Here is a 26,087-nt window from a genome sequence, read left to right as displayed (position 1 = left end):
CTCTCTGAAATCGTTGTAACGCAACCTTTCCGGCCCCGCACCGTGTTCTCGGTGCGGGGCTGGTGTGTTTGTGTAGGGCTGGTGCGTGTTTGCGCGGGCTTATGCGATGTGGGGGCCGGCTCGGGCGTGGGATTGTCTCGGTTGTCGGTTGGGGTCGACGGTGGCCGGGGGTACGAACCAGGGGTGGTTGTCGGCGGCGATGAACACTTCCCAGTCGGAGTGATGGATGAGGCGGTGGTGGAATCCGCAGAGGAGGACGAGGTTGTCCATATCGGTGGGACCACCGTCTGCCCAGTGCCAGATGTGGTGACCTTCGGTCCAGGCGGCGGGTTTGCCGCAGCCTGGGAACGCGCAGCCGTGATCGCGGGCCGTCAAGGCTCGTTTCTGTTTGGCGGTGACGGTACGGGCGGTGCGGGCGAGGTTGAGTGGGTTGCCGTTCTCGTCCATGACGATGGCGGTGAGAAGGCAATCGCATGCCAGTTGGCGAGAGGTGTTGCGGGAGAGCGGGCCCATCCACGGCAGCCAGCCGACCGACGTGCCGTCACCGAACAGGTCCCGATACGCGCTCCGGTTCGCGGTCGGGCGATCTGGTTCGCCCTGGGGATCGGACTCGTCCCGGCGATCGGACTCGTCCGTGTCGGGGTGGATCGGGTTTCCGGTGTCGATGTCAACCGGGTCGGCTGGATCGGCTGGATCGGTGTTGTCGGGTTCTGCTGCGGCGCGGGTGGTTTCGTCGTCGGTGACGTCGCTGTTGTTCTGGTTGTTCTGGCTTTGGAGGTCCTGTAGCCGGATGTGCAGGTTGACGTGTGGTTTTTCGCCGCCTTCGGTGGGGCGATTCGAGGTGGCGAGGTAGCGGTCGAGGATGTGTCCGAAGGCGTCGGCTCGTCTCTTGGCGGGGCTGCGGTCGTCTTGGGTGCCGTCGGCTGCGGGGTGGGGTTCGGTCAACGGGGAAAGTGCGGTGAGCAGCTTTTCTCCGGTGATCGCGTCGAAATCCATCTTCGCCACGAGACGTCCGTTGAGGGTTATCGAGGCGAAGAGTTCGTTGCGGTCGGTGTCCTCGGCGGGCGGCTTCTTACCGCCGAAGGTGTCCTGCAACTTGGTGATGGCTGCGCGGATGCTGTCGGTGCGTGCCCCGGGCCCGGTGGCGGCGGCGATCAGAGCTTTACGTGCGGCATCGCGCCCCTCTTGAGGGAGGTTCTTCGGGGGTGTTTCGGCGAAGGTGAGGATCAGGGCGGCGTGGTCGACGGTCATCACGCCGGTGTTGACGGCGTCGGCGATGTCGGGGAAGTTCTTCATGCCGCGGGCGAGGGCGACGATCTTGGTGGCTTTGGACGGCGAGAGCAGGGTGGTGGAGCTCAGCCAGCCTGCGGGTCCGGGGAACCCGAGCTTCTCTCGGCTCACGCGGGTGTCGATGTCGGCGACGAGGGCGATGCGCCGGGCTTCGAGTAATTGGATGTCATGAGAGACCGCGGCAGCGTCGGCGAGGAGTTCGCTCTCGCTCAGTTGCCAGATCTCCGTGGTCATGAGAAGAAGTGTATCGAACGGGTGTTCGATGCGCAATGATGGTGGCATCGAAAACTATTGCTGTGCACAAGGATTCGGGAATTGGAAGGTGTCGGTGGTCCGTGATATCGCTCGGAGAGTACATTTCGAATCTGTGACGACGCCGATCCTGAAGAAATTGCGTGTTCCCGTTGTCGGTGCGCCCATGGCGGGCGGTCCGAGTACTCCCGAGCTCGCCCGGGCTGTGTCCGAGGCCGGCGGACTCGGAATGATCGCCGGCGCGTTGCTGACGCCGGATGCCTTTGCCGCGCAAGTAGATTCGATGCGAGGTCTGGTGTTCGGGGTCAATCTTTTCCTACCCGAGGAGCCGTCGGCCGCGGATGTCGACTCCTACGCCCAGCATCTGGCCTCGTGGTTCGAGCGATTCGACGCCGAACCCGGCGTGCTGAAACGCCGCGATGATTACTACCCGGAGAAATTCGCCTGGCTGCTTGCCCATCCGGTGCCGGTGGTGTCGAGTACTTTCGCCACCTTCGATGCCGACGAGGTTGCCCAGCTGCACTCGGTGGGAACCGAAGTGTGGGCAACGGTGGCAACCGCCTCCGACGCGTCCATCGCCACCGCGAACGGTGTGGACGCGCTGGTGGTGCAGGGTCCCGAGGCGGGCGGACACCGAGGCACGTTCGACGGATCGGCCCCGGAAGAGCCGTTGACGGAGTTACTGGTCGCCGTACGTGAAATTTCGGATTTGCCCCGAATCGCGGCCGGCGGGCTCATGGACGGCAACGACATTGCGCCGCTGCTGGATTCGGGTGCCGCGCATGCAGCCCAGCTGGGTACCGCGTTTCTGAACACTCCCGAGGCAGGAACGAAGCCCGTGCACCGCGAGCAGCTGGCCAGTGCGTCGGGTACCGCCGTGACGAAGGCGTTTTCGGGCCGTCCTGCGCGGGGCTTGGTGAACGAGTTCATGCGCGAGAACTCCGACGCCGCCCCGCTGGCGTATCCCGATCTGCACTATCTGACCGCGCCGATGCGCGCGAAGGCCGCAGCTGCGGGTGACCCGTCGGGACTGTCGATGTGGGCCGGAACCGGCTATCGCCGCGCTCAGGCGAAACCGGCGGCCGAGCTGGTCGCCGAATGGGCGAGGCAACTCGGCCGCTGAACCGGACAGCTCAGGGGTTGGCGTGGGCGGGCTGGAAGTGTCCCGATGCCTGCGCTTCCTCTGCTCGGATGACGTGCACCACAGCGTTGATCAACGCCAAGTGCGTGAATGCTTGCGGAAAGTTGCCGAGGTGACGGCCGGTGCGATGGTCGATCTCTTCGGCGTAGAGCTTGAGCGGGCTCGCGTAGGCAAGCAGGCGTTCGCACAGGTGCTTGGCGCGCGGGAGTTCGTCGATCTCGACCAGAGCGGACACGAGCCAGAACGAGCAGATCGTGAACGTGCCTTCCTCGCCGGACAAACCGTCGTCGGTGGTGTCGGTTCGATAGCGCAGAACCAAGCCGTCCTCGGTCAACTCGTCGGCGATGGCGAGCACTGTTGCACGAATGCGTTCGTCGTCGGCCGGCAGAAATCGCAGGAGCGGTGCGAGTAGCAACGACGCGTCCAGAGAGGGATCTCCGTACCGCTGCGTCAGCACGCCGCGCGAGTCCACGCCGTTGTCGAGGATGTCGGCCTTGATCTCGTCGGCGATTTCGTTCCACTTGGTCGAGTAGTCCTTCTCGCCGTGGATATCGGCGAGCTTCGCACCGCGATCGAGCGCAACCCAACACATCAGCTTCGAGGACGTGAAGTGCTGGGGCTCACCGCGGACCTCCCAGATGCCACGGTCGGGTTTGCGCCAGTTCGCGATCGCTTCCTCGACCTGCCGTTTGAGTAGAGGCCACAGGAACTCCGGGACGTGTTCACGCGACTTGACGTGTAAGTACACCGAGTCGAGCATGGTGCCCCAGATGTCGTGCTGCTCTTGGTCGTAGGCACCGTTGCCGATACGTACCGGTCGGGCACCGTCGTACCCGGACAAGTGCGGTAGCTCGGCCTCGTCGAGGGTCTTCTCACCGCCGATGCCGTACATCACCTGAAGCGGGTTGACCTCCCCGTCTGCACTGGTGGCTACATCGGACATGAAGGCGAAGAAGTCGTTGGCCTCACGGTCGAGCCCGAGCGTGTACAGACCCCACAGAGCGAATGTCGAGTCGCGGACCCAGGTGTAGCGATAGTCCCAATTGCGTTCCCCACCAGGTGTTTCGGGTAGCGACGTGGTCGACGCGGCGAGCAGTGCTCCCGTGGGTGCGTAGGTCAGTCCTTTGAGGGTCAGAGCGCTGCGCTGGAGGTAGCCGCGCCACGGATGATCGGGGAACCGGCCGATCGTGATCCACTGCCGCCAGCATTCGGAGGTCTGCCACATCTTGCTGGCCGCTTCCTCGAACGTCTGCGGTGCGGGAAGATCGGACCACGACAGCGCGACGAAGATGTTGTCGCCCTCCGTCATTCGGGTTCGCGCGCGTGCTTCGGGGCCCTCGATGCCGATCCGAAGATTGGTGGTCAATTTCAGGGTGGGCTGGTCGCCGTCGGCGCTCGCCTCGCAGGTCGCGGTGGTCTCCTCGTACACCTTGCCGGTGTACTCCCATGTCGCGGGTGCCCGATGGTAGTCGAAGGCGGGCTCGCAGCTCATCTCCAATTCGACTGTGCCGCTGACACATTTGATGGTCCGAAGCAAGATGTGCTCGGCATCCCAGTCGCTCGGTGCGCGCTTGTGAGTTCGAGAACGCTGATCGGTGTTGTGCCAGGGGCCCATCACCAACGCGTCACGCACGATGAGCCACCCGGTCTCGGTCTGCCAGGTCGTCTCCACGATGAGGCCGCCGGGCAGGTATCGACGAGCGGCGGGTACCGACTGTCCGTACGGCCCGACGCGGAAGTGGCCCGCGCTTCGATCGAGGACGGCACCGAAAATACTGGGGGAGTCCGGCCGCGGTACACACATCCATTCGACGGAGCCGTTTCGGGCGATGAGGCACGTCGTCTCGCAGTCCGAGAGAAATGCGTAGTCGTCGATGGGCGGAAACGCGCTGCGGTAGGAGACCAACGTGGACACCGGCGCATCGGTGCTGCCCAACGCACCTTGGACTTCCGTTCCGCCCAGGCCTGGATGTCCTGAGCCCATGGCCGGCTCCTCGGCGACCGGGGGCACGGGCGAAACCTCATCGAATGCCGTCATGGCGTAATCATCGACCGATCCGTGGCAGCCGTCCACTGAGAGGCCGTACTCGGCGTGGCGCGGCTCAGGGGGAGCCCTGGTTTAAGCTGCGAGGATGGAATCGTTCGCGCGGTGGTGGGACGGCGTCGAGCTGTGGGTGACGGGCCTTCCGTTCGTTCCACAGTCGGTGGTCGTCCTCGCAGTGCTCGTTCCTGTTGCGTTCGTCTCGGCTCGGGTGTTCGATCGCGTGCTGGCAGTGATCCTGCGCGTGTTGGGCCGTGACGCCAGCGCAGCACGCGAGGCCGAGCTCTCGGCCTCGACGTCTACGACGAAGGATGGACTGTAATGCCGCGGTCTCGGGTGACATGGGCTCTGATCGCGCTGCTGGCGTTGGTCGTCATCGCGTGGTTGATCACGCGCTGACACGCGCCCGTCGTGCACATGCACGACTCCTCTGATTAGAGTCGGTCCGGAACCTCTGCTAGATTCCTGACCGTGTCTTCTGCCGCCGAGTACTGCGTCCGCCACCAGTTGGCGTTGATTGCTGTCGGCATGCTGGCAGTCGCCGATATCGACTGTTGTTGATTCTTTCCTTCGCGAATCGGTTTCGTCGATCCACTGTCGCCGCGTAGCGCAGTGTGTCCGCACGACGGGCCGGAGTCCGTGCCGCCAGTTCGCTGCTTCGTCGGCCGGGTCCTGACTGCTACGGCGCTCAGCGCGAAACTCCTTGCGTGTCTTGTGTTCTTTCCTCGTCGTCACACCACCATGAAAGGCCTTTCGCAATGAGGCACAGATCTCGTTATCTGCTCACCACGTTCGCAGCTGTGGGAACTCTTCTTCTCACCGCCTGCGGCGGCGGTTCGAGCGACGTGGTCGGAGGCGCACCGGACACTGCCAGTGGCCCGGCACTGACACTCGTCGGCTACGCAGTCCCGAAGAACGGCTGGGACGCAATCGGTCCGGCGTTCGCAGCCACCGAGGATGGAGAGGGTACGGCGATCAACGCCGATTACGGCGCATCGGGAAACCAGTCGCGCAAGGTCGCCGACGGCGCGCCTGCGGACATCGTCAACTTCTCCGTCGAGCCGGATATCACTCGACTTGTCAAGGCGGGCAAAGTCGACGAGGACTGGAACCAGAACGCGTACGGCGGGGTGCCGTTCGGCTCGGTGGTGACCATCGTCGTCCGCGAGGGCAATCCGAAGAACATCCAGACGTGGGACGACCTGATCAAGCCCGACGTTCAGGTCATCAGCCCGAGCCCCCTCAGCTCCGGATCGGCGAAGTGGAACCTGCTCGCGCCGTACGCCGCCAAGAGCAACGGTGGCCAGGACAAGCAGGCCGGTCTCGACTTCGTTCGTACGCTCGTCGCCGATCACTTCCCTGTGCAGCCCGAATCCGGCCGCGCCGCAACCGAAGCGTTCTTGCAGGGGCAGGGCGACGCGTTACTGAGCTACGAGAACGAGGCACTGCTCATCGAAGAGCAGGGACAGAAGGTGGAGCACGTGGATGTTCCCGTCACCTTCCGCATCGACAACCCGGTGGCAGTGATCAACAGCAGTGCGAACCTCGAGCGTGCGAATGCTCTGAACGATTTCGTCTACTCCGACGAAGGCCAGAAGATCTGGGCCGAGGCGGGTTTCCGGCCGACCAATCCGGAGATCGCCTCCGAATACTCGGACAAGTTCTTCACGCCCGAAAAGCTGTACACCATCGATGATCTCGGCGGCTGGACTCAGGTCGACGCCGACCTGTTCGGAGACAACGGCGCAATTGCGACGATCTACCAGGAAAGTACTCGGTAGATGTCGTCGTCGACCGGTGAACCCGCGGCCCCGGTTTCGATCGCCCCGCTCAGTGCGACACCTCGGTTTCGTGCTGGGCGGGAAGGTCGCAAGTTCCGGGGCCCCGGTTCGGTGGGTCCGCTGGGCCTCGGTGTCGCTGTTCTGTGGCTCAGTGTCATCGTGCTGCTGCCGTTGGCGGCGTTGACGGTTCAGTCGTTCGACGGCGGCCTCGGTGGTTTCTGGGATGCGGTCACCGAGACACGTGCCATCGCCACGTTCAAGGTGACTCTGCTGGTGTCCGTGGCCGCCGCCGTGATCAACCTCTTTCTCGGCACTGTGATCGCGTGGGTTCTGGTACGCGACGAGTTTCCCGGCAAGCGTTTCGTCAATGCCCTGATCGACCTGCCGTTCGCACTACCGACCATCGTGGCGAGCTTGGTGTTGCTGTCGCTGTACGGACCGTCGAGTCCGATCGGCATCGTCTTCAACGCCACCAAGCCTGCGGTCATCGTGGCGCTGCTGTTCGTCACGCTCCCGTTCGTGGTGCGTGCGGTGCAGCCGGTGCTGATAGAACTCGACAAGGACGTCGAAGAGGCGGCCGCATCGCTGGGTGCGAACAACTGGACCATCTTTCGGCGCATCGTGTTGCCGGTACTGCTTCCGGCTGTGCTCTCGGGCGGTGGGCTCGCGTTCGCCCGTGCCATCGGCGAATTCGGGTCGGTGGTGTTGATCGGCGGCAACATCCCCAACGACACGCAGGTCGCTTCGCAGTACATCCGTGAACTCATCGAGTACGACCGGCCGATCGACGCAGCCGCAATCTCCGTGGTGCTGTTGGCAATCGCCTTCGCTGTGCTGTTCGTGCTCCGCATCATCGGCAACAGGTTGGCCAGACGGGAAGAGCAGATCTCGTGAAAATCGGTCTCCCGATCAAACTGTCCCTGCGTGCCGTCGCACTGATCTATCTCGCTGTGCTCGTGCTGTTCCCCCTCGGTGCCATCCTGTTTCGCACGTTCGAGGACGGGGTGGTGGCGTTCTGGGAGCAGATCACCACTCCCGCCGCGCAATCCGCTCTCCAACTCTCCCTGTTGATCGTGGCGATCGTCGTTCCCATCAACGTCGTGTTCGGAATCGTCACAGCGTTGGCATTGGTACGCGGACGGTTCCGCGGCAAGGGGATACTCGAAGCGATCGTGGACCTGCCGTTCGCGGTGTCGCCGATCATCACCGGCGTCGCGCTCATCCTGCTGTGGGGTGCCAACGGATGGTTCGGTGGCATCGAAAGCCTCGGTTTCAAGGTCATCTTCGCGCTACCCGGCATGGTCATCGCGACGATATTCGTCACTTTGCCGTTCGTCGTTCGCGAAGTGGAACCGGTCCTGTACGAGATCGGTGAAGAGCAGGAAGAGGCTGCCTCGACTCTGGGTGCGAGTACCTGGCAGACGTTCTGGCGAATCACGTTGCCTGCCATCCGATGGGGACTGACCTACGGCGTGGTGCTCACCGTCGCACGTTCGCTCGGAGAATTCGGTGCCGTCATCATGGTCTCCACCAACCTGCCCGGCATTTCCCAGACGCTCACACTGCTGGTCAATTCACGGTACGAGGACTTCAATCAGCAGGGCGCATATGCGGCGTCCACGTTGCTCATGGCGATCGCCGTCATCGTGCTGCTGCTGATGACGGTTCTCGACAAGAAGAGGACGAAGTAATGACCGAGACATCTTCCGAGATCGAGATCTCCGTGGTCGGCGCAAACAAGCGCTACGGCGATTTCGCCGCCCTCGACGACGTCAGCATCGACATCCCGAAGGGCTCGTTGACGGCGCTGCTCGGACCCAGTGGCTCGGGCAAGTCCACGCTGCTTCGATCCATCGCAGGCCTCGAGCAGCTCGATACGGGCCGAGTGGTGCTGGCCGGCCAGGACGTCACCTGGGTGAGCCCGCAGCGTCGCGAGATCGGGTTCGTGTTTCAGCACTACGCCGCGTTCAAACACCTGACGGTGCGCGACAACGTGGCGTTCGGCTTACAGATCCGCAAGCGGCCCAAGGCCGAAATTGCCAAGAAGGTCGACGAACTGCTCGAGATCGTCGGTCTGGCGGGTTTCCAAGGCCGCTACCCGGCGCAGCTCTCCGGAGGACAGCGTCAACGCATGGCGCTGGCACGTGCACTCGCCGTCGACCCGCAGGTTCTCCTCCTCGACGAGCCCTTCGGTGCCCTCGATGCCAAGGTGCGCGCAGATCTACGGACGTGGCTGCGCCGATTGCACGACGAGGTGCACGTCACCACTGTGTTGGTGACCCACGACCAGGAAGAAGCGCTCGACGTCGCCGACCGAATCGCGGTGCTGAACAAGGGCAGAATCGAACAGGTCGGCACCCCGGAGGATCTCTACGATCGCCCTGCAAACAACTTCGTGATGTCGTTCCTCGGTCAGGTGGCCAGGCTGAACGGACTTCTGGTGCGCCCGCACGACATTCGTGTCGGGCGGGACCCGTCGTTGGCACAGGCGCAGGCGAGTGGCACGGCAGAATCTGCCGGGGTGACGCGGGCCGTCGTCGAACGGGTCGTACGCCTCGGCTTCGAGGTGAAGGTCGAGCTCAAGAACGCGGCCACCGGCGAGCTGTTCGCGGCGCAGATCACGCGCGGCGACAGCGAGGCGCTGGGGCTGCACGAGGGCGAAACCGTGTACGTCCGTGCGACTCGGGTTCCGACGATCACGGATACGACGGAATCGGCTCCGGTGCACTGATCGGACGAGCGGGGCTGTTCGTGCTACGCGATCGAGTGATCGTGCGCGAGAGCTGCGTCGTACCGCCGGGAGGCGAGCTCGGCCACTGCCGGATGAGGGCCCAGAACATCGGCGTACGTCACGTTCGGGACGTCGACCAGCACCTGTGAGATGCGATCGGTGAGCCTCCCGGGTGCCAGGAACCAGGGAGCCACCACGATCCGGGTGGCTCCCAGCGCGTGCAACTGCGCGACCGCGTCCAGTGGAGACGGATCGACGGACGTGGCGAAACAGGTGACAACTCCCGCCCAGCCGGTGCCGGACACCAGTTCGTTCGCCACTCTACGGCTGCGGTCGTTCGCCGAGGAATCGCTCGATCCGACGGCAGCCAAGGCGACTCCGACGGTCGAATCGCCGAGCGCCGCACCGGTGTCGAGGACACGGTCACGAACGGCGTCGACGAGAAGTCGATCGTCGCCCAGCACCTCGGACTGACCGATCGATACGTGCGGATGCCGCACCCGCGCTGCAGCCAACAGCGCGGGCAGGTCCACTTTCGCGTGAAAAGCTTTGCCCAACAACAGTGGAACCGCGACGATGCGGGCATGCCCGGCATCGGCCAAATCGTCGAGTACCTGCTCGACGCTGGGCTCACTCAGGTCGAGAAACGCGACGCGCACATCGAGATCCGGACGCCGTCGACGCAGGACGTCGACGGCGCGGTGGATCGTCTCGCTCGAGCGGGGATCGCGGCTGCCGTGCGCTACCGCGAGCAGAGCCGTCACGCCGGAACTGCCGACCCCAGCTCAACGGCGGCCAGTGCGTTGCCCACCAGACCGGCTGCCAGTGTGTTGCCACCGGCCGGATCGATCAGCAAGAAGCTGCCGGTGTGCCTGTTGACGGCGTAGTCGTCGGCCACGATTGGCTCGGCAACGCGAACAGAGATGCGTCCGATCTCGTTGAGTTCCAACGATTCCGGCCCCTCGTGCGCAGTGAGGTCCTGCTCGTCGAATCGCTCGACGAGCGCCCCGACGATGGCCTGGGTGGTACGAGTGCCGTGCTTGAGCAGCAGACGAGCGCCCGGGCGAAGCGGCTTCTCGGCCAGCCAGCACACCGTGGCCTCGAAGTCGCCGATCGGTTCCGGTGCGTCCTGCGGGGAGGCGATGGTGTCGCCGCGCGAGACGTCGACATCGTCGGCGAGGACGAGGGTGACGCTACGTCCGGCATGCGCCGTGCGCAGCTCGCCGTCCGCGGTGTCGATGCGCTCCACTGTTGTTCTGGTACCCGAGGGCAGGATGACGACCTCGTCGCCGACGTCGACGGAGCCCGCTGCGACCTGGCCGGCATATCCGCGGTAGTCCGGGAATTCCGCTGTGCGCGGCCGGATCACGTACTGCACGGGGAATCGCAGACCGACCCGGTGAGGTTCGGCGTCCACCGGGACCGACTCGAGGTGCTCGATGAGGGTGGGCCCGTCGTAGTACGGGGTCTTGTCGGACTTCACTGCCACGTTGTCGCCGTGCAACGCCGAGACGGGGATTTCGATGACGTCCTCGCTGGACCATCCGAGCGAGGAGGTCAGGGAGTTGAATTCCGCCGAGATGTCGGCGAATACCGTCGCGGGGTCCTCGACCAGGTCGATCTTGTTGACGGCGAGCACCAGGCGCGGAACACCGAGCAGAGCCAGAACGGCGGCGTGCCTGCGGGTCTGGGTGATCACGCCTTTACGGGCATCGACGAGCAGGATGACGAGCTGAGCCGTCGACGCACCGGAGACGGTATTGCGGGTGTACTGCACGTGCCCGGGGGTATCGGCCAGCACGAACGAGCGGTGCGGTGTCGCGAAGTAGCGGTAGGCGACATCGATGGTGATGCCCTGTTCGCGTTCCGCGCGCAGGCCGTCGACGAGGAGGGACAGGTCCGGTGTGGCCAGACCCTTGTCCACGGACGCGCGCGTGACGGCGTCGATCTGGTCTGCGAGAACGGATTTGGTGTCGTACAACAGGCGTCCGACAAGAGTGGACTTGCCGTCGTCGACGCTGCCCGCGGTGGCGAGGCGAAGAAGCTGAGTTCCGCGAGTGGAGCCTGCGGAATGACCATTGGATATGCCCGTGCTGCTCATCAGAAGTATCCTTCTCGTTTGCGATCTTCCATGGCAGCCTCGGACACGCGGTCGTCGCCGCGAGTGGCTCCGCGTTCGGTCAGCCTGGACGCCGCGACCTCGGCGAGGATCGCTTGATTGTCGGCAGCCTCGGACAGGACGGCACCGGTGGTGGATCCGTCGCCGACAGTGCGGTAGCGCACCGACAGTGTCTGCAACTCTTCACCTTCGGCCGGTCCGCCCCAGACGCCCGGCGTCATCCACATGCCGTCGCGCTGATACACCGGGCGCTGGTGGGCGTAGTAGATGCTGGCCAACTCCACGTCGTCGCGAGCGATGTAGCGCCAGATGTCGAGTTCGGTGAAGTTGCTGAGCGGGAACACGCGCACCTGCTCGCCGGGGGAGTGCTTGCCGTTGTACAGGTTCCACAGTTCCGGACGCTGCTTCTTCGGCTCCCACTGCCCGAATGCGTTGCGCAGCGAGAAGATTCGCTCTTTGGCGCGGGCGCGTTCCTCGTCGCGTCGGGCACCGCCGAACACGGCGTCGAACCGGTTCTCGGAGATCGCGTCGAGGAGAGGAACGGTCTGCAGAGGGTTGCGGATGCCGTCGGGGCGCTCGGTGAGACGTCCGTCGGCGAGGTACTCCTCGACGCTGGCCACGTGCAGGCGCAGGTTGTACTTCGCAACCACGTGGTCGCGGAAATCCAGCACCTCCTGCAGGTTGTGCCCGGTGTCGACGTGCAGCAGTGCGAACGGCAGGGGAGCGGGCCAGAACGCCTTGATGGCCAGGTGCAGCAGAACGGTGGAGTCCTTGCCACCCGAGAACAGGATGACGGGGCGCTCGAATTCGCCGGCCACCTCTCGGAAGATGTGGATGGCTTCGGACTCGAGTGCATCGAGGGTGTCGAACCGATCTGCATCGAGATGGGTGCGTCCGACGGTCGCCGTCGTGAGGTCGAGTGTCATGAGGCGTGCAACCCACATTCGGTCTTGGCCTTGCCGGCCCAACGACCGCTGCGCGGGTCGGCTCCGGGGGCAGGTTTGACGGTGCACGGTGCGCACCCGATGGACGGATATCCCTCGTCGACGAGAGGGTTGACCAGGATCGAATGTTCGTCGATGTAGGCCTGCATCTGCTCATCGGACCACGGGGCGATCGGGTTGATCTTCACCAGGCCGAAGGCGTCGTCGAAGGAGATCAGAGGAGCGTTGGCGCGAGTCGGGGCTTCGACTCGTCGAATTCCGGTGACCCACGCGCTGTAGTTCGCCAGTTCCTTCTTCAGCGGAGCCACCTTGCGCATCGCGCAGCAGCGGTTCGGTTCGCGGGCGAAGAGATCTTTGCCTTCGATCGAATCCTGTTCTGCCACCGTCTTTTCGGCGCGTGCGTTGACGACGTTGACGCCGTAGACGGCCTCGACGGCGTCGCGCGTTCCGATGGTCTCGGCAAAGTGGTAACCGGTGTCGAGGAACAACACGTCCACTCCGGGATGAACCTGTGCAGCGAGGTGAACGAGAACCCCGTCCTGCATGTTGGAGGCGACGATGAAATCGCTACCGAAGGTGTCCTCGGTCCATTGCAACAACTCGAGCGGGCTTGCGCCGTCGAGTTCGCGGGCACCGCGCTCGGCGATGTCCTTCAGTTGGTCGACCGTCAAATTCAGTCTGGTACTCATCGCAAATCCGCCTCGTCTGCTCGCACGGCCCATTGAGCGAACCGTTCGCCGTCTTCGCGGTGCTTGTCGAAATTGCGCACCACTCTGTCGATGTAATCTCCCAGCTCGGAGCTGTTGACCTTGTGCTGACGCAACTTTCGGCCGAACGCACTGTCCAGGCCGAGGCTGCCTCCGAGGTGAACCTGGAAACCCTCGATCTGATTCCCGTCCCCGTCGTCGACCAACTGTCCCTTGAACCCGATGTCGGCGATCTGCGACCGCGCGCACGAGTTGGGGCAACCGTTGATGTTGATGGTGATCGGAACGTCGAGTCGACTGTTGATATCGGACAAGCGCTCTTCGAGCTCGGGGACGAGAACCTGTGAGCGCTTGCGGGTTTCGGCGAACGAGAGCTTGCAGAACTCGATGCCACTGCACGCCATCAGATTCTTGCGCCAATGCGAGGGGCGAGCCGGTAGGCCCAGCGCATCGAGGTCCGAGATCAGCTGCTCGAGCGTCTCGTCCGGAACATCCAGCACGATCAGCTTCTGATACGGCGTGAATCGGACGCGATCCGACCCGGCCTTTTCGGCGGCGTCGGCGACGGCCGCGAGGATGGTGCCGGACACGCGACCCGCGATGGGCGCGACACCGACGGCGTTGAGCCCGTTCTTGAGCTTCTGGATCCCGACATGATCACGGGGCCGAGCGGGCTTCTCGGGAGCCGGGCCGTCGATGAGCTTGCGATGCAGATACTCGTCCTCGAGGACCTGGCGGAACTTCTCGATGCCCCAGTCCTTGATGAGGAACTTCAGGCGCGCCTTGGTGCGAAGCCGGCGGTAGCCGTAGTCGCGGAAGATCGAGACGACGCCCTCCCAGACGTCGGGGACGTCCGCGAGCGGAACCCAGACTCCGACGCGCTGCGCGAGCATCGGGTTGGTGGACAGGCCGCCGCCGACCCACAGGTCGAGTCCTGGTCCGTGCTCGGGGTGGTTCACACCGATGAAGGCGACGTCGTTGATCTCGTGCACTACGTCCTGCAGACCCGAGATCGCGGTCTTGAACTTGCGTGGCAGGTTCGAGTACTCGGGCTTGCCGATGTACCGCTCGACGATCTCGTCGATGGCCGACGTCGGGTCGAGAATCTCGTCGACCGCTTCACCTGCCAGCGGGGAACCGAGCACCACACGGGGGCAGTCTCCGCACGCCTCGGTCGTCTTCAGGCCGACTGCCTCGATCCGACGCCAGATCTCGGGGACGTTCTCGACCTCGATCCAGTGGAACTGGACGTTCTCGCGATCGGAGAGGTCCGCGGTGTCGCGGCCGAACTCCTTCGAGATCTGAGCCAGAGTGCGCAGCTGCTCCAGATTCAATGCACCGGCATCGCACCGGATGCGCATCATGAAGTACTTCGCCTCGAGCAGGTCGATGTTGTCGTCACCGGTGAAGGTGCCGTCGTAGCCCTGTTCACGCTGGGTGTAGAGACCCCACCAGCGGAACCGGCCGCGCAGATCGCCCTTGTCGATGCTGTCGAAACCCTGCTTCGAGTAGATGTTCTCGATGCGGGCGCGCACGTTGAGCGGGTTGTCGTCCTTCTTGGACTGCTCGTTGGCGTTGAGCGGCTCTCGATAGCCCAGAGCCCACTGGCCTTCGGCGCGACGCTTGGTCGGCCGCGGCGCTCGCTCTCGCGGTGTGGCGGAGGCAGCGTCGGTGGTCGCGTCGCTGGTCGACGACATGCAATGCTCCTGCATCTTCGGTGCGGGCCGGCTCCGATCGTTGCGCAGAAGAGCGCTCACGAGATGGTGCGGAACCGGTGGATCGAATGGACGTGCTCCAAGGAGGGCTGGGTCAGCAGCCGGTCGTGTGTCGACACGACGCGCTGCAGACACGGCCGAGATCGACGTGGCGGCGCGCCACGAGTCGAATTCCTGAGTCGGTCACGGGTGCCATTGTGCCACGTCATCGACCGGGTGCCGACCGCGGCGGCCTATTTACCCCGAAATTCCGGTAAATAGGCTGGCAGGGTGCGAGTCGTGCGTGCACAGCGCCCTGGGCGGCGCGTGGATCGGGCCGCCGGTGAACTCTGGGACACTGGAGTCCGTGAATACCGTCGTCGATACCTCCTCAGTCTTCGAGCTGCCGTCCGGCGCATTCGACGGAGTGGGGGAACGTGCGTTCGGGATCTACGTGCATGTGCCCTTCTGCGCCACGCGATGCGGGTACTGCGACTTCAATACGTATACGGCCGGGGAGCTGGGCACATCGGCGTCGCCGCAGTCCTGGTTGGAGGGTCTGCGCAGAGAACTCGACGCTGCGGCGAACCTGATCGGAACGGGCGCGGGTCGAGTACCGACAGCCGACACCGTCTTCGTCGGAGGTGGGACGCCGTCGTTGCTCGGAGGCGACGGCCTCGCGGACGTATTGGGCGCGGTCCGGTCGAGCTTCGGGCTGTCCGACGGTGCGGAAGTGACCACGGAATCGAACCCGGAATCGACGTCGCCTGCATTCTTCGAGCGGCTGCGCGACGCCGGGTTCACGCGGGTGTCGTTGGGCATGCAGTCCGCGGCACCGCACGTTCTGGCGGTTCTGGATCGCACCCACACTCCGGGACGAGCGGTGGCCGCGGCGAAGGAAGCGTCCGCAGCCGGCTTCGAGCACGTGAACCTCGACCTCATCTACGGAACGCCGGGCGAGCGAGACAGCGATCTCGATCAGTCCCTCGCTGCGGTGCTCGACGCGGGTGTCGACCATGTCTCCGCGTACGCACTGATCGTCGAGGACGGCACCGCCATGGCGCGAAAGGTGCGCCGAGGTGAGTTGCCGGCACCCGACGACGACGTGTTGGCGAGCCGATACGAGCGCATCGACACGGCCATGAACGCAGCAGGCCTGTCCTGGTACGAGGTATCGAACTGGGCCGCCGATGCACATGCGCGGTGCCGGCACAACATCGGCTACTGGGACGGCGGCGATTGGTGGGGTGCCGGGCCGGGAGCGCACAGCCACATCGGCGGCACGCGATTCTGGAACGTCAAACACCCGGCCACCTACGCAGATCGGCTCGCCGCCGGCGAGCTGCCGGTGCAGGGCAGTGAACTGCTCACCGAGCAGGACCGTCATCTCGAAGAACTGATGCTGACCGTGCGTCTGCGCTCAGGAGTGCCGATGAGTCTGCTGGGGCCGACCGAGCTCGCAGCCGCCGAGCAGACCGTGGCGGACGGGTTGATGGTGCAGCGAGGCGATCACCTCGTGCTGACCGACCGCGGCCGGTTGCTCGCCGACGCCGTGGTGCGCACCATCGCCGCGGCCTGAACGATCTGTTTGAGGCTGCAGTGTTCTCGGGCCTTCGAACCCTCAGGCACCCAGGGCGTCGTAGTCGAACACTCTGGCGTGCAACACCGTTCGACTGCGCAGCGCAGCCCGGACAGCGCGGTGCAGGCCGTCCTCGAGGTAGATGACGCCTCGGAACTGCACAGCGTGGGGGAACAGGTCGCCGTAAAAGGTGGAGTCCTCGGACAACAACCGGTCGAGTTCGAGCACCTTGGTGGTGGTCACGATCTCGTCCAAACGCAGTTGGCGTGGAGGAATTCTCGACCAGTCCCTGATGGACAGGCCGTGCTCCGGGTAGGGCTTTCCGTCTCGTACACCCTTGAAGATCATCGCGAGCCTCGAACCGCTGGACCGAATCGAAAGACAGTTTCCACTCGGACCACAGTAAGGCCTTGCACGAGCATGCGTTCCTCGGCTACTAGACTCGAGCGACGATTGGCAACGAGAACGGAGGTGGGCACCGATGTCGAGCACCGACGACAGGCGGTTCGAGGTTCTGCGAGCGATCGTGGCGGACTACGTGTCCACCCAGGAGCCCGTCGGATCGCGTGCTCTGGTCGAGCGTCACAACTTGGGTGTGTCGAGTGCGACCGTGCGCAACGACATGGCTGTCCTCGAGGCAGAGGGCTACATCGCCCAACCGCACACCAGCTCCGGGCGGGTGCCGACCGACAAGGGGTACCGCCAGTTCGTGGACCGGATCGCCGACGTCAAACCGTTGTCACCGGCCGAGCGTCGCGCCATTCTGGAGTTCCTCGAGAACGGCGTCGACCTGGACGATGTGCTGCGCCGCGGTGTTCGACTGCTCGCTCAGCTGACCCGGCAGGTAGCCGTGGTTCAGTACCCGACGCTGTCGGCGTCCTCGGTTCGACATCTGGAGGTCGTCGCTCTCACACCGGCTCGGCTGCTGTTGGTGCTCATCACCGACTCCGGCCGGGTCGATCAACGCATCGTCGAACTCGGCGACGTCATCGACGACGAGAACTTGGCCCAGTTGCGGCGGTTGCTCGGCGGCGCACTGGAAGGCAAGCGGCTGGCGGCGGCGTCCGCAGCCGTGGCCGAGCTGGCCGAGAATGCACCTCCCGCCCTGCGTGACGCGATGATTCGTTCTGCCACGGTGCTGGTGGAATCGCTCGTCGAACATCCCGAGGAGCGGCTGGTTCTCGGCGGAACGGCCAATCTGACGCGCAACGCGGCGGACTTCGCGGGCGACGCAGGGTTTCCGGGATCGCTCCGAGCGGTACTCGAAGCGCTGGAAGAGCAAGTGGTGGTACTCAAGCTGCTCGCCGTGACGCAGGACACCCGCACCGTCACCGTGCGTATCGGCGAGGAGACGCAGGTCGAGGAGATGCGCGGAACATCGGTGATTTCCACCGGATACGGCTCTGCTGGCATGGTCCTGGGAGGGATGGGCGTTCTCGGCCCCACCCGAATGGACTATCCAGGAACAATCGCGTCGGTCGCGGCGGTTGCCAGGTACATCGGCGAGGTCCTGGCCGAGCGCTGACGCGAGCCGACGATCCATCGTCGGCCGCGGGGGCACAGCGGCCGCGACACAGCATCAACGAACGAGATTCATCTTCTAGGACGAAAGAGACGACGTGGCACGGGATTATTACGGGACTTTGGGCGTCGGCCAGCAGGCGACGGACCAGGAGATCAAACGCGCTTACCGCAAATTGGCGCGAGAGTTGCACCCGGACGTGAACCCGGACGAGGCCGCACAGGCCCGGTTCAAGGACATTTCCACCGCATACGAGGTGCTCTCCGATCCGGAGAAGCGTCGAATCGTCGACCTCGGCGGCGATCCTCTGCAGCAGGGCGGCGGCGGTGGTGGCGGCGGATTCGGTGGTGCCGGATTCGGCGGTGGCCTCGGCGACGTCTTCGAAGCGTTCTTCGGCGGTGGCGCAGGCGGTGGTCAGCGCGGACCCAAGGGACGCGTACAACCCGGAGCCGATTCGCTGCTGCGAACCAAACTCACCCTCGACGAATGCGCCACCGGCGTCACCAAGCACATCACCGTCGATACGGCGATCCTGTGCGACCTGTGCACCGGCTCGGGCACCAACGGCGATTCCAAGCCCGTTCGGTGCGAGACCTGTGGCGGTGCCGGCGAAGTGCAGTCGGTGCAGCGCTCGTTCCTCGGCCAGGTCATGACCAGCCGTCCGTGCCCCACCTGCCGCGGTGCAGGCGAGACCATCCCGGACCCCTGCCGCAAGTGCGGCGGCGACGGCCGGGTGCGTTCGCGTCGGGACATCTCGGTGAAGGTCCCGGTCGGCGTCAGCAACGGCATGCGCATCAGGTTGGCCTCGCAGGGCGAGGTCGGGCCGGGTGGCGGCCCCGCAGGCGATCTCTACGTGGAAATCGTCGAGCAGCAGCACGAGGTGTTCGTCCGTGACGGCGACGATCTGCACTGCACCGTTCGCGTCCCGATGGTCGACGCGGCACTGGGGACGTCGGTGACGGTCGACGCCATCATCGACGGCCCGACCGAGATCTCGATCGAGCAAGGGACACAACCGAACTCGACGACGGTGCTGCGCGGGCACGGGATGCCCAAGCTCCGTTCCGGTATCCGCGGTGACCTGCACGCCCACCTCGAGGTCATCGTGCCGACCAAGCTGGACAGCAAGCAGACCCACCTGCTCGAACAGCTCAAGACCATGCGCGACCGCGATTCGGCGGAGGTCGTCACCACCGGTTCGGCGCACAGCGGTGGCCTGTTCTCGCGGTTGCGGGAAGCCTTCAGCGGGCGCTGATTCATGGCCCCCACGGTCTTCTATCTCACGCCGCTGCCGGCCGTGGGAGAGCTCGCCGTGCTCGACGGCAAAGAAGGTCATCACGCCGCGACCGTGCGGCGGATCCGAGTCGGCGAGCGACTGCTGCTCAGTGACGGTGCCGGCGGTCTGGCCGACACTGTCGTCGTCGGTGCCGAGAAGAACCGACTCGAACTGACGGTGCAGTCGCGCACGGACATGCCGCGAGCCACTCCCACGGTGACGCTGGTTCAGGCGCTGCCGAAGGCGGACCGCTCCGAACTGGCGATCGAGCTGGCCACCGAGGCCGGGATCGACGCCGTGGTGCCGTGGCAGTCGGCGCGATGCGTCGCTCGCTGGGAAGGACCCAAGGCGACCAAGGGGGTCGCGCGCTGGCGCAGCACCGCCGCCGAGGCGGCCAAGCAATCGCGTCGCGCATACATCCCCGAGGTCTCCGAGTTGCACGATTCACGCTCGGTGTACGCCCTCGTGAACCGGATCGTGGCGGGCGGCGGCATCGTCGCCGTGCTGCACGAAGCGGCCACCTCGGCATTTCGCGACCTGCCGTTCGATTCGGTGCCCGAGGTCGCGATCGTCGTCGGACCCGAGGGTGGCCTCGACGACAGAGAGATCGCGGCTCTGACCGAGGCAGGCGCGACGCCGGTGGTGCTGGGGCCGACGGTGCTGCGAACCTCGACGGCCGGAGCTGTTGCGTTGGGAGCTCTCGGGGTTCTGACGACGCGGTGGGCGCAACTTCCGCCCGATTTCCCGAACGCATGAGCGTTCGCACCAAGATCGCGTACGGCGAGCATCCGGAACAGTTCGGTCACCTCTATCTGCCGTCCGCGCCGGTCACGCCCGCGACACCGGTGGTCGTGATCGTGCATGGTGGATTCTGGAGTGGGCAGTACGCGTCGAATCTGGGCACCCAGTTCGCCCGAGCTGTCGCCGGAGCCGGTGCGGTCGCCTGGAACATCGAATACCGACGCGTCGGTGCGGGCGGGCACTGGCCGGAGATGCAGGCCGACGTGCGCGCCGCACTCGACGCCGTGGCCGGGGTGGTACAGCACCACGCCCCGGTCGGTGTCGACGATGTCCGCGTCATCGGGCACTCGGCGGGCGGCCACCTGGCAGTGTGGCTCGGCGGCGAAACCGACACGACGGTCCGGCCGTCGCGCATCGTCTCGCAGGCGGGTGTCCTCGATCTGGAGCCGCGCGGGGCGTCGGGACGTACCAATCCGGCGGTCGAGGCCCTGCTGCAGGCCCGCTACGAAGACGAGCCCCAGCTGTACCGGTCGGCCTCACCCCTGGCCCGACTACCCATCGGCATCCCGACGATCTGCCTGCACGGATCCGATGACCTTCAGGTCCCGGCTTCGCAGAGCTCGAGGTACGTCGAGGCCGCACGAGCCGCGGGCGACGAAGCGGAGCCGGCGATCGTGCCGGGCGAGGACCACTTCGCCTTCCTGAACCCGGATTCGCGGTGCTGGGCGCTCTCGCTCGAGGCCGTCCTGGGCGAGCGCCGTGGGTAATAGGAATGCGCATCGATCCTGCGGCGTTAAACTTGGTCCGAGCGCAACCTGACGGACGCGTTCGAAAACATCAGCGTCACCGGTCGAAACAAGAGAGCAGGCCATAGCCACCACGTGAGTGAACACAGCGAATTTCCCGCCGAGCGCGACGTTCGGTCCACCTTGGAGCTCGCCCCCGAAGCAGTGATGCCGCTGCTGGGACAGTCCGACGAGAACCTCCGGGCGCTCGAGCAGATGCTGACGGCCGACATCCACGTACGAGGAAACGCCGTGACGCTCACCGGGAAGGTGCCCGATGTGGCGTTGGCCGAGCGGGTGATCACCGAATTGGCGGCATTGGCCAAACGTGCTCAGCCACTGACTCCAGACGCAGTGCGCCGGTCGATCGCCATGCTCACCGAGGGGGTGTCGGATTCTCCCGCCGAGGTGCTGAGCCTGGACATTCTGTCGCGTCGAGGCAAGACCATTCGGCCCAAGACGTTGAACCAGAAGCGCTACGTCGACGCGATCGATGCCAACACGATCGTGTTCGGAATCGGTCCTGCCGGAACGGGCAAGACCTACCTGGCCATGGCCAAGGCCGTGCAGGCATTGCAGACCAAGCAGGTCAGCCGCATCATCCTGACGCGGCCTGCGGTGGAGGCAGGTGAGCGTCTGGGCTTTCTGCCCGGAACCTTGCACGAGAAGATCGACCCGTATCTGCGTCCACTGCACGACGCCTTGCACGACATGATGGACGACGAGGCCATCCCCAAGCTGATGCAGGCCGGCGTCATCGAGGTCGCGCCGCTCGCCTACATGCGTGGCCGTACGCTCAACGACGCGTTCATCATTCTCGACGAGGCGCAGAACACCACGGCCGAACAGATGAAGATGTTCCTCACGCGTCTCGGTTTCGGATCGAAGATCGTCGTCACCGGAGACGTGACGCAGGTCGACCTACCCGGCGGTGCCCGGTCGGGCCTTCGTGCGGCGTCGGAGATTCTCACCGATGTGGACGACATCCACTTCGCGCAACTGACCAGTAGTGACGTGGTGCGTCACCGGCTCGTCTCGGAAATCGTCGACGCCTACGAGCGCTTCGAGTCCGCATCGGAAGGCGTCATCGCGAACCGCGCGCAACGCCGTGCCGGTGGGCCGCGTTCGGCGAGAAGATGATTCAGGCGTACGGAAACGGTAATGCAGGCAACGAGAGCGTGGGTAGTGGCTAGATGAGTATCGAAGTGTCCAACGAGTCGGGGATGGACATCTCCGAGCCCGAACTGGTCTCGGTCGCACGGTTCGCGATCGCAGGCATGGACGTGCACCCCGCTGCGGAACTGTCCATGGTGCTGGTGGATTCGGCAACCATGGCAGATCTGCACATGCGCTGGATGGATCTGCCCGGCCCCACCGACGTGATGTCGTTTCCCATGGACGAGCTCGAACCGGGCGGTCGGCCCGATGCTCCCGAGCCCGGACCGGCGATGCTCGGAGACATCGTGCTGTGCCCGTCCTTCGCGGCGGATCAGGCCGCGGCAGCAGGACATTCGCTCGAACACGAGCTCGCGCTGCTCACCGTGCACGGCGTGCTGCACCTGCTCGGCTACGACCACGCCGAGCCGGACGAAGAGAAGGAAATGTTCGAGCTGCAGAACCGTCTGCTGGCCGAATGGTACGAGGACGCCAGGCGGGCGGAGCAGGCAGCCGAACAGGCCGTTCGAGACGCTCGGTTGCTCGGCAAGGCCGGCTTCGTCGACGGTCTCGACCGATGATGTGCGTGTTCGGACCAGCGGGAGTGCGGGGTCCTAGCGCGTGAGCAGTGCTGCCGCACTCATCGTCTTCGCCGTTCTGCTGGTTCCTCTCGGCGGCTTGTTCGCCGCAGTCGATTCGGCCCTGAACACCGTCTCGCGGGCGCGAATCGAAGACATGGTCAAGGACGAGCGACCGGGTGCCACCGGCCTCGTCGTCGTGGTTGCCGACCGCCCGCGGTACGTCAATCTCATGGTGCTGCTTCGTATTCTGTGCGAAATCGGCGGCACGGTGCTGCTCGCAGGCGGCCTGACCCAATTGATCGACTCGACCACCGCGCTCGTGATCACCGCTGTGGCAATGGTATTGGTCAGTTACGTCGTGATCGGCGTCGGTCCGAGAACGCTGGGTAGGCAGAACGCGTACTCGATCGCGCTCGCCGCAGCGTTGCCGTTGCGCGCCCTCGGCTGGCTCCTCGGGCCGATCAGCAGGCTGCTCATCCTCATCGGTAACGCGATCACCCCGGGCAAGGGATTTCGCAACGGCCCGTTCGCATCCGAGATCGAGCTACGTGAGCTGGTCGACATGGCTCGCGAGCGAGGAGTCGTGGCCGACGACGAACGCCGAATGATTCAATCGGTGTTCGAGCTGGGCGATACCTCGGCCCGCGAGGTCATGGTGCCGCGGCCCGAGATGGTGTGGATCGAATCCGACAAGTCGGCGGGGCAGGCGACGTCGCTGGCCGTGCGCAGTGGGCACTCCCGCATCCCGGTGATCGGCGAGAACGTGGACGACATCGTCGGCGTGGTGTACCTCAAAGACCTTGTGCAGCAGACGTATTACTCCACCGACGGTGGGCGAGGCGTCCAGGTCTCCGAACTGATGCGTCCGGCGGTGTTCGTGCCGGACTCCAAGCCGCTCGACAGTCTTCTCGCCGAGATGCAGCGAGACCGAAACCATATGGCGTTGTTGGTCGACGAGTACGGCGGCATCGCGGGCCTGGTGACCATCGAGGACGTCATCGAGGAGATCGTCGGGGAGATCGCCGACGAATACGACTCGGACGAGGTAGCACCCATCGAGCAACTCGAAGACGGACGGTTCCGGGTGTCCTCGCGGGTACCGCTCGAGGATCTGGGCGAAATCTTCGGTATCGACATCGAATCCGAGGAGGTCGACACCGTCGGCGGACTCCTCGGCTACGAGCTCGGCCGCGTGCCGCTGCCCGGTTCCGAAGTGACCACTCACGGGCTGTTGCTGCGCGGCGAGGGCGGAGCCGACCCCAAGGGTCGAGTCCGCATCACCACCGTGCTGGTCGAAAAGCTCGAACCCGACGAAGAATCCACCGAGGACGACGACTCGTCGGACGTCACTCACCAACACTGAAATCTGGAGGTGCTCGATGTCCGAGCAACACACCGAAGAGTTCCGATCCGGATTCGTCTGTTTCGTAGGCCGGCCCAACACCGGCAAGTCGACCCTGACCAACGCACTGGTGGGGTCGAAGATCGCCATCACGTCCTCGCGGCCCCAGACCACGCGCCACACGATCCGCGGCATCGTGCACCGCGACCACGCGCAACTGATCCTCGTCGACACCCCGGGGCTCCACCGACCGAGAACGCTTCTGGGCCAACGCCTCAACGACCTGGTGCAGGACACCTACTCCGAGGTCGACGTCATCGGACTGTGCATCCCCGCCGACGAGAAGATCGGACCGGGCGACCGGTGGATCCTCGAACAAGTGCGGCACATCGCGCCGAAGACCACCCTGATCGGCATCGTGACCAAGATCGACAAGGTCAAGAAGGAACGCGTCGTACAGCAGTTGATGTCGTTGTCGAAGCTGCTGGGCGAGAATTCGCACGTCATCCCGGTATCCGCCGAATCCGGTGAGCAGATCGAGAAGCTCGTCGACCTCCTGGCCTCCGAATTGCCGCCGGGTCCCGCCTTCTATCCCGACGGGGAACTGACGGACGAGCCGGAGGAAATCCTCATGGCCGAGCTGATCCGCGAGGCAGCGCTCGAAGGTGTCCGCGACGAGCTACCGCACTCGCTGGCAGTGGTCATCGAGGAGGTCGTGCCGCGCGAGGGCCACGACAACATGCTCGATGTGCACGCGATCCTGTACGTCGAACGGTCCAGCCAGAAGGCCATCATCATCGGCAAGGGTGGTTCGCGACTCAAAGAGGTCGGCACCGCGTCGCGACTGCAGATCGAGAAACTGCTCGGTACCCGCATCTACCTGGATCTGCACGTCAAGATCGCCAAGGACTGGCAGACCGACCCCAAGCAGATGGGCAAGCTCGGTTTCTGACGTGCCCTGACGAGCAGGCTACGAGGTGTCGCTCACCTGGGTCCACCACGGCTCGGGGCGTCGGCGATGCCACTGCAGTACGTTCTCGAGTTGAGCGGCCACCGAGACCAGCAGAGGCTCTGTGGATTCGTGGCCCATCAGCTGCAGACCGATCGGTAGACCGGCTTTCGTCAGTCCCGCGGGGACGTTGACGCTGGGCCAACCGAGGACGTTCCACGGCCACGTGTACGGGCAGTGTTCGGTGATCACACGGTCGGTGTCGGCGTTGGAGATGCCGTCGATGGCGTCGACCCGCGGAGGCGGCGTGGCCGTCGTCGGGGCGAGCACGATGTCGTAGTCGTCGAAGAACTGGCCGATGCGGCGGGCTATCCGTGGCTCCGCCGCGCGGGCTGCCCGCAGCGGTGCGCCGGCGAGGGCGCGTCCGCTCCGGGCGTTGGCTCGGGTGCGGGGGTCGGCCAGAGACGGGTCGGGCAGGCGGTCGAGCCAGGCCGCGACTCCGGCCAACGACCGCGGTAAGAAGTTGAGCCCCAACAACATTCCGTACGCAGGATCGTCGACGACCACGCGGTGACCGAGCAACCGCAGCACGGCAGCCATCTCGTACGCCGCAGCCGTGATCTCGGGATCCAGTGCCGCGGGTGTCGGAATGAACGGCTTGCGCAGACTCAACGCGATGCGCAGCGAACCGGGGTCGCGGCCGACGGCGTCAGAGACGGTCAGCGGAGTCGGCCGGTGCAGATCGCCGTCGTGCCCACCGGAGACCACGTCGAGAAGCAGGGCTGCGTCGGCCACCGTTCGGGCGAGCGGACCGATGACGGTGATGCCGTTGAACGCCTCGGCATCGGGCCAGGTGGAAATTCGGCCGCGCTGCGGCTTGATGCCGACGAGGTTGGTCCACGACGCCGGGATGCGCACCGAGCCGGCACCGTCGGAACCCAGAGCGGCGGAAACCAATTCGGCTGCGACCGCGGCAGAACTGCCACCGGAGGAACCGCCCGGAGTCCGGTCTCGGTGCCACGGATTCCTCGTGTGGCCGAACGATCCGCCCGTGAACGGCCATTGCCCGAGTTCGGGACTGTTGGTCTTTCCCACGATGATCGCCCCTGCAGCACGCAGTCGGCGGACCACCTCGGAGTCCTCGGTGGCCAGCGGAAACCGGCCTGCGCAGCCGAATGCGGTCGGTTCGCCGACGATGTCGACGTCGTCCTTGACTGCGATCGGAACGCCGAGCAGGGGAGCGGACGAGCCCGCAGCAATCAGCCGATCGGCCTCGGCGGCTTCGGTGAGGGCGGCATCGCGTCGCACGATCCGGAACGCGTTGAGGGTGGGTTGACTGCGTTCTATGCGATCCAGTGCAGCGGTGACCACCTCGACCGAGGTGACGCGTCTCGACGCGAGTTCGGCAGCCTGAGCAACGAGTGTCGACCGATGGAAATCCACGTGTGCACAGTATC

At 65.0% G+C, this 26,087-nt stretch carries 25 protein-coding genes; 16 read left to right on the top strand and 9 right to left on the bottom strand.

Going from position 1 to position 26,087, the window contains the following annotated elements:
• Window positions 1-99: 99 nt before the first annotated feature.
• On the bottom strand, window positions 100-1,524 hold the full coding sequence (locus tag CH268_RS13530) for an HNH endonuclease signature motif containing protein (protein WP_094664761.1): 1,425 nt from the start codon (window positions 1,522-1,524) through the stop codon (window positions 100-102).
• A 133-nt stretch (window positions 1,525-1,657) separates the two neighbouring features.
• Here CH268_RS13530 and CH268_RS13525 point away from each other — a divergent pair, with 133 nt between their 5' ends.
• Window positions 1,658-2,665, top strand: coding sequence for an NAD(P)H-dependent flavin oxidoreductase (locus tag CH268_RS13525; protein ID WP_094664603.1), 1,008 nt, complete (start codon window positions 1,658-1,660; stop codon window positions 2,663-2,665).
• 10 nt (window positions 2,666-2,675) lie between these two features.
• On the opposite strand, the gene CH268_RS13520 is transcribed toward CH268_RS13525, so the two are convergent.
• Window positions 2,676-4,721, bottom strand: a complete 2,046-nt coding sequence (locus tag CH268_RS13520) for a glycoside hydrolase family 15 protein (protein WP_094664601.1) — start codon at window positions 4,719-4,721, stop codon at window positions 2,676-2,678.
• A gap of 94 nt (window positions 4,722-4,815) precedes the next feature.
• Here CH268_RS13520 and CH268_RS13515 point away from each other — a divergent pair, with 94 nt between their 5' ends.
• The 6 genes from CH268_RS13515 to CH268_RS13495 all read left to right on the top strand — a co-directional run bounded on the left by CH268_RS13515 (window position 4,816) and on the right by CH268_RS13495 (window position 9,236).
• Complete coding sequence (locus CH268_RS13515) at window positions 4,816-5,046, top strand: hypothetical protein (protein WP_027497514.1); 231 nt, start codon at window positions 4,816-4,818, stop codon at window positions 5,044-5,046.
• Between the two features lie 149 nt (window positions 5,047-5,195).
• On the top strand, window positions 5,196-5,285 hold the full coding sequence (locus CH268_RS28445) for an Ms4533A family Cys-rich leader peptide (RefSeq protein WP_335741815.1): 90 nt from the start codon (window positions 5,196-5,198) through the stop codon (window positions 5,283-5,285).
• 197 nt (window positions 5,286-5,482) lie between these two features.
• A complete protein-coding gene (locus CH268_RS13510; RefSeq protein WP_094664599.1) occupies window positions 5,483-6,505 on the top strand; it encodes a sulfate ABC transporter substrate-binding protein in 1,023 nt (340 codons plus the stop codon).
• The gene (gene cysT / locus CH268_RS13505; protein WP_255182390.1) at window positions 6,506-7,399 is read left to right on the top strand and encodes a sulfate ABC transporter permease subunit CysT; all 894 of its coding nucleotides are present in this window, start codon (window positions 6,506-6,508) and stop codon (window positions 7,397-7,399) included.
• Window positions 7,396-8,196 (top strand): sulfate ABC transporter permease subunit CysW, encoded by an 801-nt coding sequence (cysW, locus tag CH268_RS13500; RefSeq protein ID WP_027497511.1) that lies wholly within the window; start codon window positions 7,396-7,398, stop codon window positions 8,194-8,196. Before cysT ends, cysW begins: the two co-directional genes overlap by 4 nt.
• Window positions 8,196-9,236 carry a sulfate/molybdate ABC transporter ATP-binding protein gene (locus tag CH268_RS13495; protein ID WP_032368179.1) on the top strand — a complete coding sequence of 347 codons (1,041 nt, stop codon included), beginning with the start codon at window positions 8,196-8,198 and terminating at the stop codon, window positions 9,234-9,236. Before cysW ends, CH268_RS13495 begins: the two co-directional genes overlap by 1 nt.
• A gap of 23 nt (window positions 9,237-9,259) precedes the next feature.
• Here the strand turns inward: CH268_RS13495 and CH268_RS13490 are convergent, their stop codons facing one another.
• Genes CH268_RS13490 through CH268_RS13470 form a run of 5 tightly spaced genes read right to left on the bottom strand, consistent with a single transcriptional unit; the run spans window position 9,260 to window position 14,703 of the window.
• Window positions 9,260-10,000, bottom strand: coding sequence for a sirohydrochlorin chelatase (locus tag CH268_RS13490; protein ID WP_094664597.1), 741 nt, complete (start codon window positions 9,998-10,000; stop codon window positions 9,260-9,262).
• Window positions 9,997-11,337: a sulfate adenylyltransferase subunit 1 gene (locus CH268_RS13485; protein ID WP_052056313.1), complete on the bottom strand. Its 1,341-nt coding sequence runs from the start codon at window positions 11,335-11,337 to the stop codon at window positions 9,997-9,999. Before CH268_RS13485 ends, CH268_RS13490 begins: the two co-directional genes overlap by 4 nt.
• Window positions 11,337-12,281, bottom strand: coding sequence for a sulfate adenylyltransferase subunit CysD (gene cysD, locus CH268_RS13480; protein WP_027497507.1), 945 nt, complete (start codon window positions 12,279-12,281; stop codon window positions 11,337-11,339). Before cysD ends, CH268_RS13485 begins: the two co-directional genes overlap by 1 nt.
• Window positions 12,278-12,988 carry a phosphoadenylyl-sulfate reductase gene (locus tag CH268_RS13475; protein WP_094664757.1) on the bottom strand — a complete coding sequence of 237 codons (711 nt, stop codon included), beginning with the start codon at window positions 12,986-12,988 and terminating at the stop codon, window positions 12,278-12,280. Before CH268_RS13475 ends, cysD begins: the two co-directional genes overlap by 4 nt.
• The gene (locus CH268_RS13470) at window positions 12,985-14,703 is read right to left on the bottom strand and encodes a nitrite/sulfite reductase (protein WP_032374560.1); all 1,719 of its coding nucleotides are present in this window, start codon (window positions 14,701-14,703) and stop codon (window positions 12,985-12,987) included. The genes CH268_RS13475 and CH268_RS13470 overlap by 4 nt, the downstream gene beginning before the upstream one ends.
• A gap of 364 nt (window positions 14,704-15,067) precedes the next feature.
• Here CH268_RS13470 and hemW point away from each other — a divergent pair, with 364 nt between their 5' ends.
• Complete coding sequence (gene hemW / locus CH268_RS13465) at window positions 15,068-16,279, top strand: radical SAM family heme chaperone HemW (protein WP_094664595.1); 1,212 nt, start codon at window positions 15,068-15,070, stop codon at window positions 16,277-16,279.
• 42 nt (window positions 16,280-16,321) lie between these two features.
• On the opposite strand, the gene CH268_RS13460 is transcribed toward hemW, so the two are convergent.
• Window positions 16,322-16,627: a type II toxin-antitoxin system VapB family antitoxin gene (locus CH268_RS13460; RefSeq protein WP_027497503.1), complete on the bottom strand. Its 306-nt coding sequence runs from the start codon at window positions 16,625-16,627 to the stop codon at window positions 16,322-16,324.
• Between the two features lie 133 nt (window positions 16,628-16,760).
• On the opposite strand from CH268_RS13460, the gene hrcA reads away from it, so the two are divergent.
• The 8 genes from hrcA to era all read left to right on the top strand — a co-directional run bounded on the left by hrcA (window position 16,761) and on the right by era (window position 24,633).
• The gene (gene hrcA / locus CH268_RS13455) at window positions 16,761-17,804 is read left to right on the top strand and encodes a heat-inducible transcriptional repressor HrcA (RefSeq protein ID WP_094664593.1); all 1,044 of its coding nucleotides are present in this window, start codon (window positions 16,761-16,763) and stop codon (window positions 17,802-17,804) included.
• 94 nt (window positions 17,805-17,898) lie between these two features.
• Complete coding sequence (dnaJ, locus tag CH268_RS13450) at window positions 17,899-19,056, top strand: molecular chaperone DnaJ (protein ID WP_027497501.1); 1,158 nt, start codon at window positions 17,899-17,901, stop codon at window positions 19,054-19,056.
• Between the two features lie 3 nt (window positions 19,057-19,059).
• Complete coding sequence (locus CH268_RS13445; protein WP_032390960.1) at window positions 19,060-19,833, top strand: 16S rRNA (uracil(1498)-N(3))-methyltransferase; 774 nt, start codon at window positions 19,060-19,062, stop codon at window positions 19,831-19,833.
• A complete protein-coding gene (locus CH268_RS13440; RefSeq protein ID WP_094664591.1) occupies window positions 19,830-20,585 on the top strand; it encodes an alpha/beta hydrolase family protein in 756 nt (251 codons plus the stop codon). Before CH268_RS13445 ends, CH268_RS13440 begins: the two co-directional genes overlap by 4 nt.
• 114 nt (window positions 20,586-20,699) lie before the next feature.
• Window positions 20,700-21,743, top strand: coding sequence for a PhoH family protein (locus CH268_RS13435; RefSeq protein ID WP_027497498.1), 1,044 nt, complete (start codon window positions 20,700-20,702; stop codon window positions 21,741-21,743).
• Window positions 21,744-21,796: 53 nt separating this feature from the next.
• Window positions 21,797-22,339: an rRNA maturation RNase YbeY gene (gene ybeY / locus CH268_RS13430; RefSeq protein WP_032368173.1), complete on the top strand. Its 543-nt coding sequence runs from the start codon at window positions 21,797-21,799 to the stop codon at window positions 22,337-22,339.
• Window positions 22,340-22,379: 40 nt separating this feature from the next.
• Entirely contained in the window at window positions 22,380-23,702 is a 1,323-nt protein-coding gene (locus tag CH268_RS13425; RefSeq protein ID WP_027497496.1) for a hemolysin family protein, read from the top strand.
• Window positions 23,703-23,718: 16 nt separating this feature from the next.
• Window positions 23,719-24,633: a GTPase Era gene (gene era / locus CH268_RS13420; RefSeq protein ID WP_027497495.1), complete on the top strand. Its 915-nt coding sequence runs from the start codon at window positions 23,719-23,721 to the stop codon at window positions 24,631-24,633.
• An 18-nt stretch (window positions 24,634-24,651) separates the two neighbouring features.
• Here era and CH268_RS13415 read toward each other — a convergent pair whose 3' ends face one another.
• Window positions 24,652-26,073: an amidase gene (locus CH268_RS13415; protein ID WP_094664589.1), complete on the bottom strand. Its 1,422-nt coding sequence runs from the start codon at window positions 26,071-26,073 to the stop codon at window positions 24,652-24,654.
• Window positions 26,074-26,087: the final 14 nt, after the last annotated feature.

Origin of the sequence: Rhodococcus sp. 06-1460-1B (genome assembly GCF_002258475.1) — a bacterium.
GTDB lineage: Bacteria > Actinomycetota > Actinomycetes > Mycobacteriales > Mycobacteriaceae > Rhodococcoides > Rhodococcoides fascians.
The sequence above is the reverse complement of the archived record's forward strand: the minus strand, read 5'-3'. Positions and strand labels throughout refer to the sequence as shown.

Bases quoted from the DNA above. Each gene is read 5' to 3' on its own strand.
- CH268_RS13460 (WP_027497503.1), bottom strand. From the start codon at position 16,627: ATGATCTTCAAGGGTGTACGAGACGGAAAGCCCTACCCGGAGCACGGC.
- CH268_RS13495 (WP_032368179.1), top strand. From the start codon at position 8,196: ATGACCGAGACATCTTCCGAGATCGAGATCTCCGTGGTCGGCGCAAAC.
- cysD (WP_027497507.1), bottom strand. From the start codon at position 12,281: ATGACACTCGACCTCACGACGGCGACCGTCGGACGCACCCATCTCGAT.
- era (WP_027497495.1), top strand. From the start codon at position 23,719: ATGTCCGAGCAACACACCGAAGAGTTCCGATCCGGATTCGTCTGTTTC.
- CH268_RS13510 (WP_094664599.1), top strand. From the start codon at position 5,483: ATGAGGCACAGATCTCGTTATCTGCTCACCACGTTCGCAGCTGTGGGA.
- CH268_RS13520 (WP_094664601.1), bottom strand. From the start codon at position 4,721: ATGACGGCATTCGATGAGGTTTCGCCCGTGCCCCCGGTCGCCGAGGAG.
- hrcA (WP_094664593.1), top strand. From the start codon at position 16,761: ATGTCGAGCACCGACGACAGGCGGTTCGAGGTTCTGCGAGCGATCGTG.
- CH268_RS13475 (WP_094664757.1), bottom strand. From the start codon at position 12,988: ATGAGTACCAGACTGAATTTGACGGTCGACCAACTGAAGGACATCGCC.
- CH268_RS13515 (WP_027497514.1), top strand. From the start codon at position 4,816: ATGGAATCGTTCGCGCGGTGGTGGGACGGCGTCGAGCTGTGGGTGACG.
- ybeY (WP_032368173.1), top strand. From the start codon at position 21,797: ATGAGTATCGAAGTGTCCAACGAGTCGGGGATGGACATCTCCGAGCCC.
- CH268_RS13530 (WP_094664761.1), bottom strand. From the start codon at position 1,524: ATGACCACGGAGATCTGGCAACTGAGCGAGAGCGAACTCCTCGCCGAC.
- CH268_RS13470 (WP_032374560.1), bottom strand. From the start codon at position 14,703: ATGTCGTCGACCAGCGACGCGACCACCGACGCTGCCTCCGCCACACCG.
- CH268_RS13440 (WP_094664591.1), top strand. From the start codon at position 19,830: ATGAGCGTTCGCACCAAGATCGCGTACGGCGAGCATCCGGAACAGTTC.
- CH268_RS13485 (WP_052056313.1), bottom strand. From the start codon at position 11,337: ATGAGCAGCACGGGCATATCCAATGGTCATTCCGCAGGCTCCACTCGC.
- cysT (WP_255182390.1), top strand. From the start codon at position 6,506: ATGTCGTCGTCGACCGGTGAACCCGCGGCCCCGGTTTCGATCGCCCCG.
- CH268_RS13445 (WP_032390960.1), top strand. From the start codon at position 19,060: ATGGCCCCCACGGTCTTCTATCTCACGCCGCTGCCGGCCGTGGGAGAG.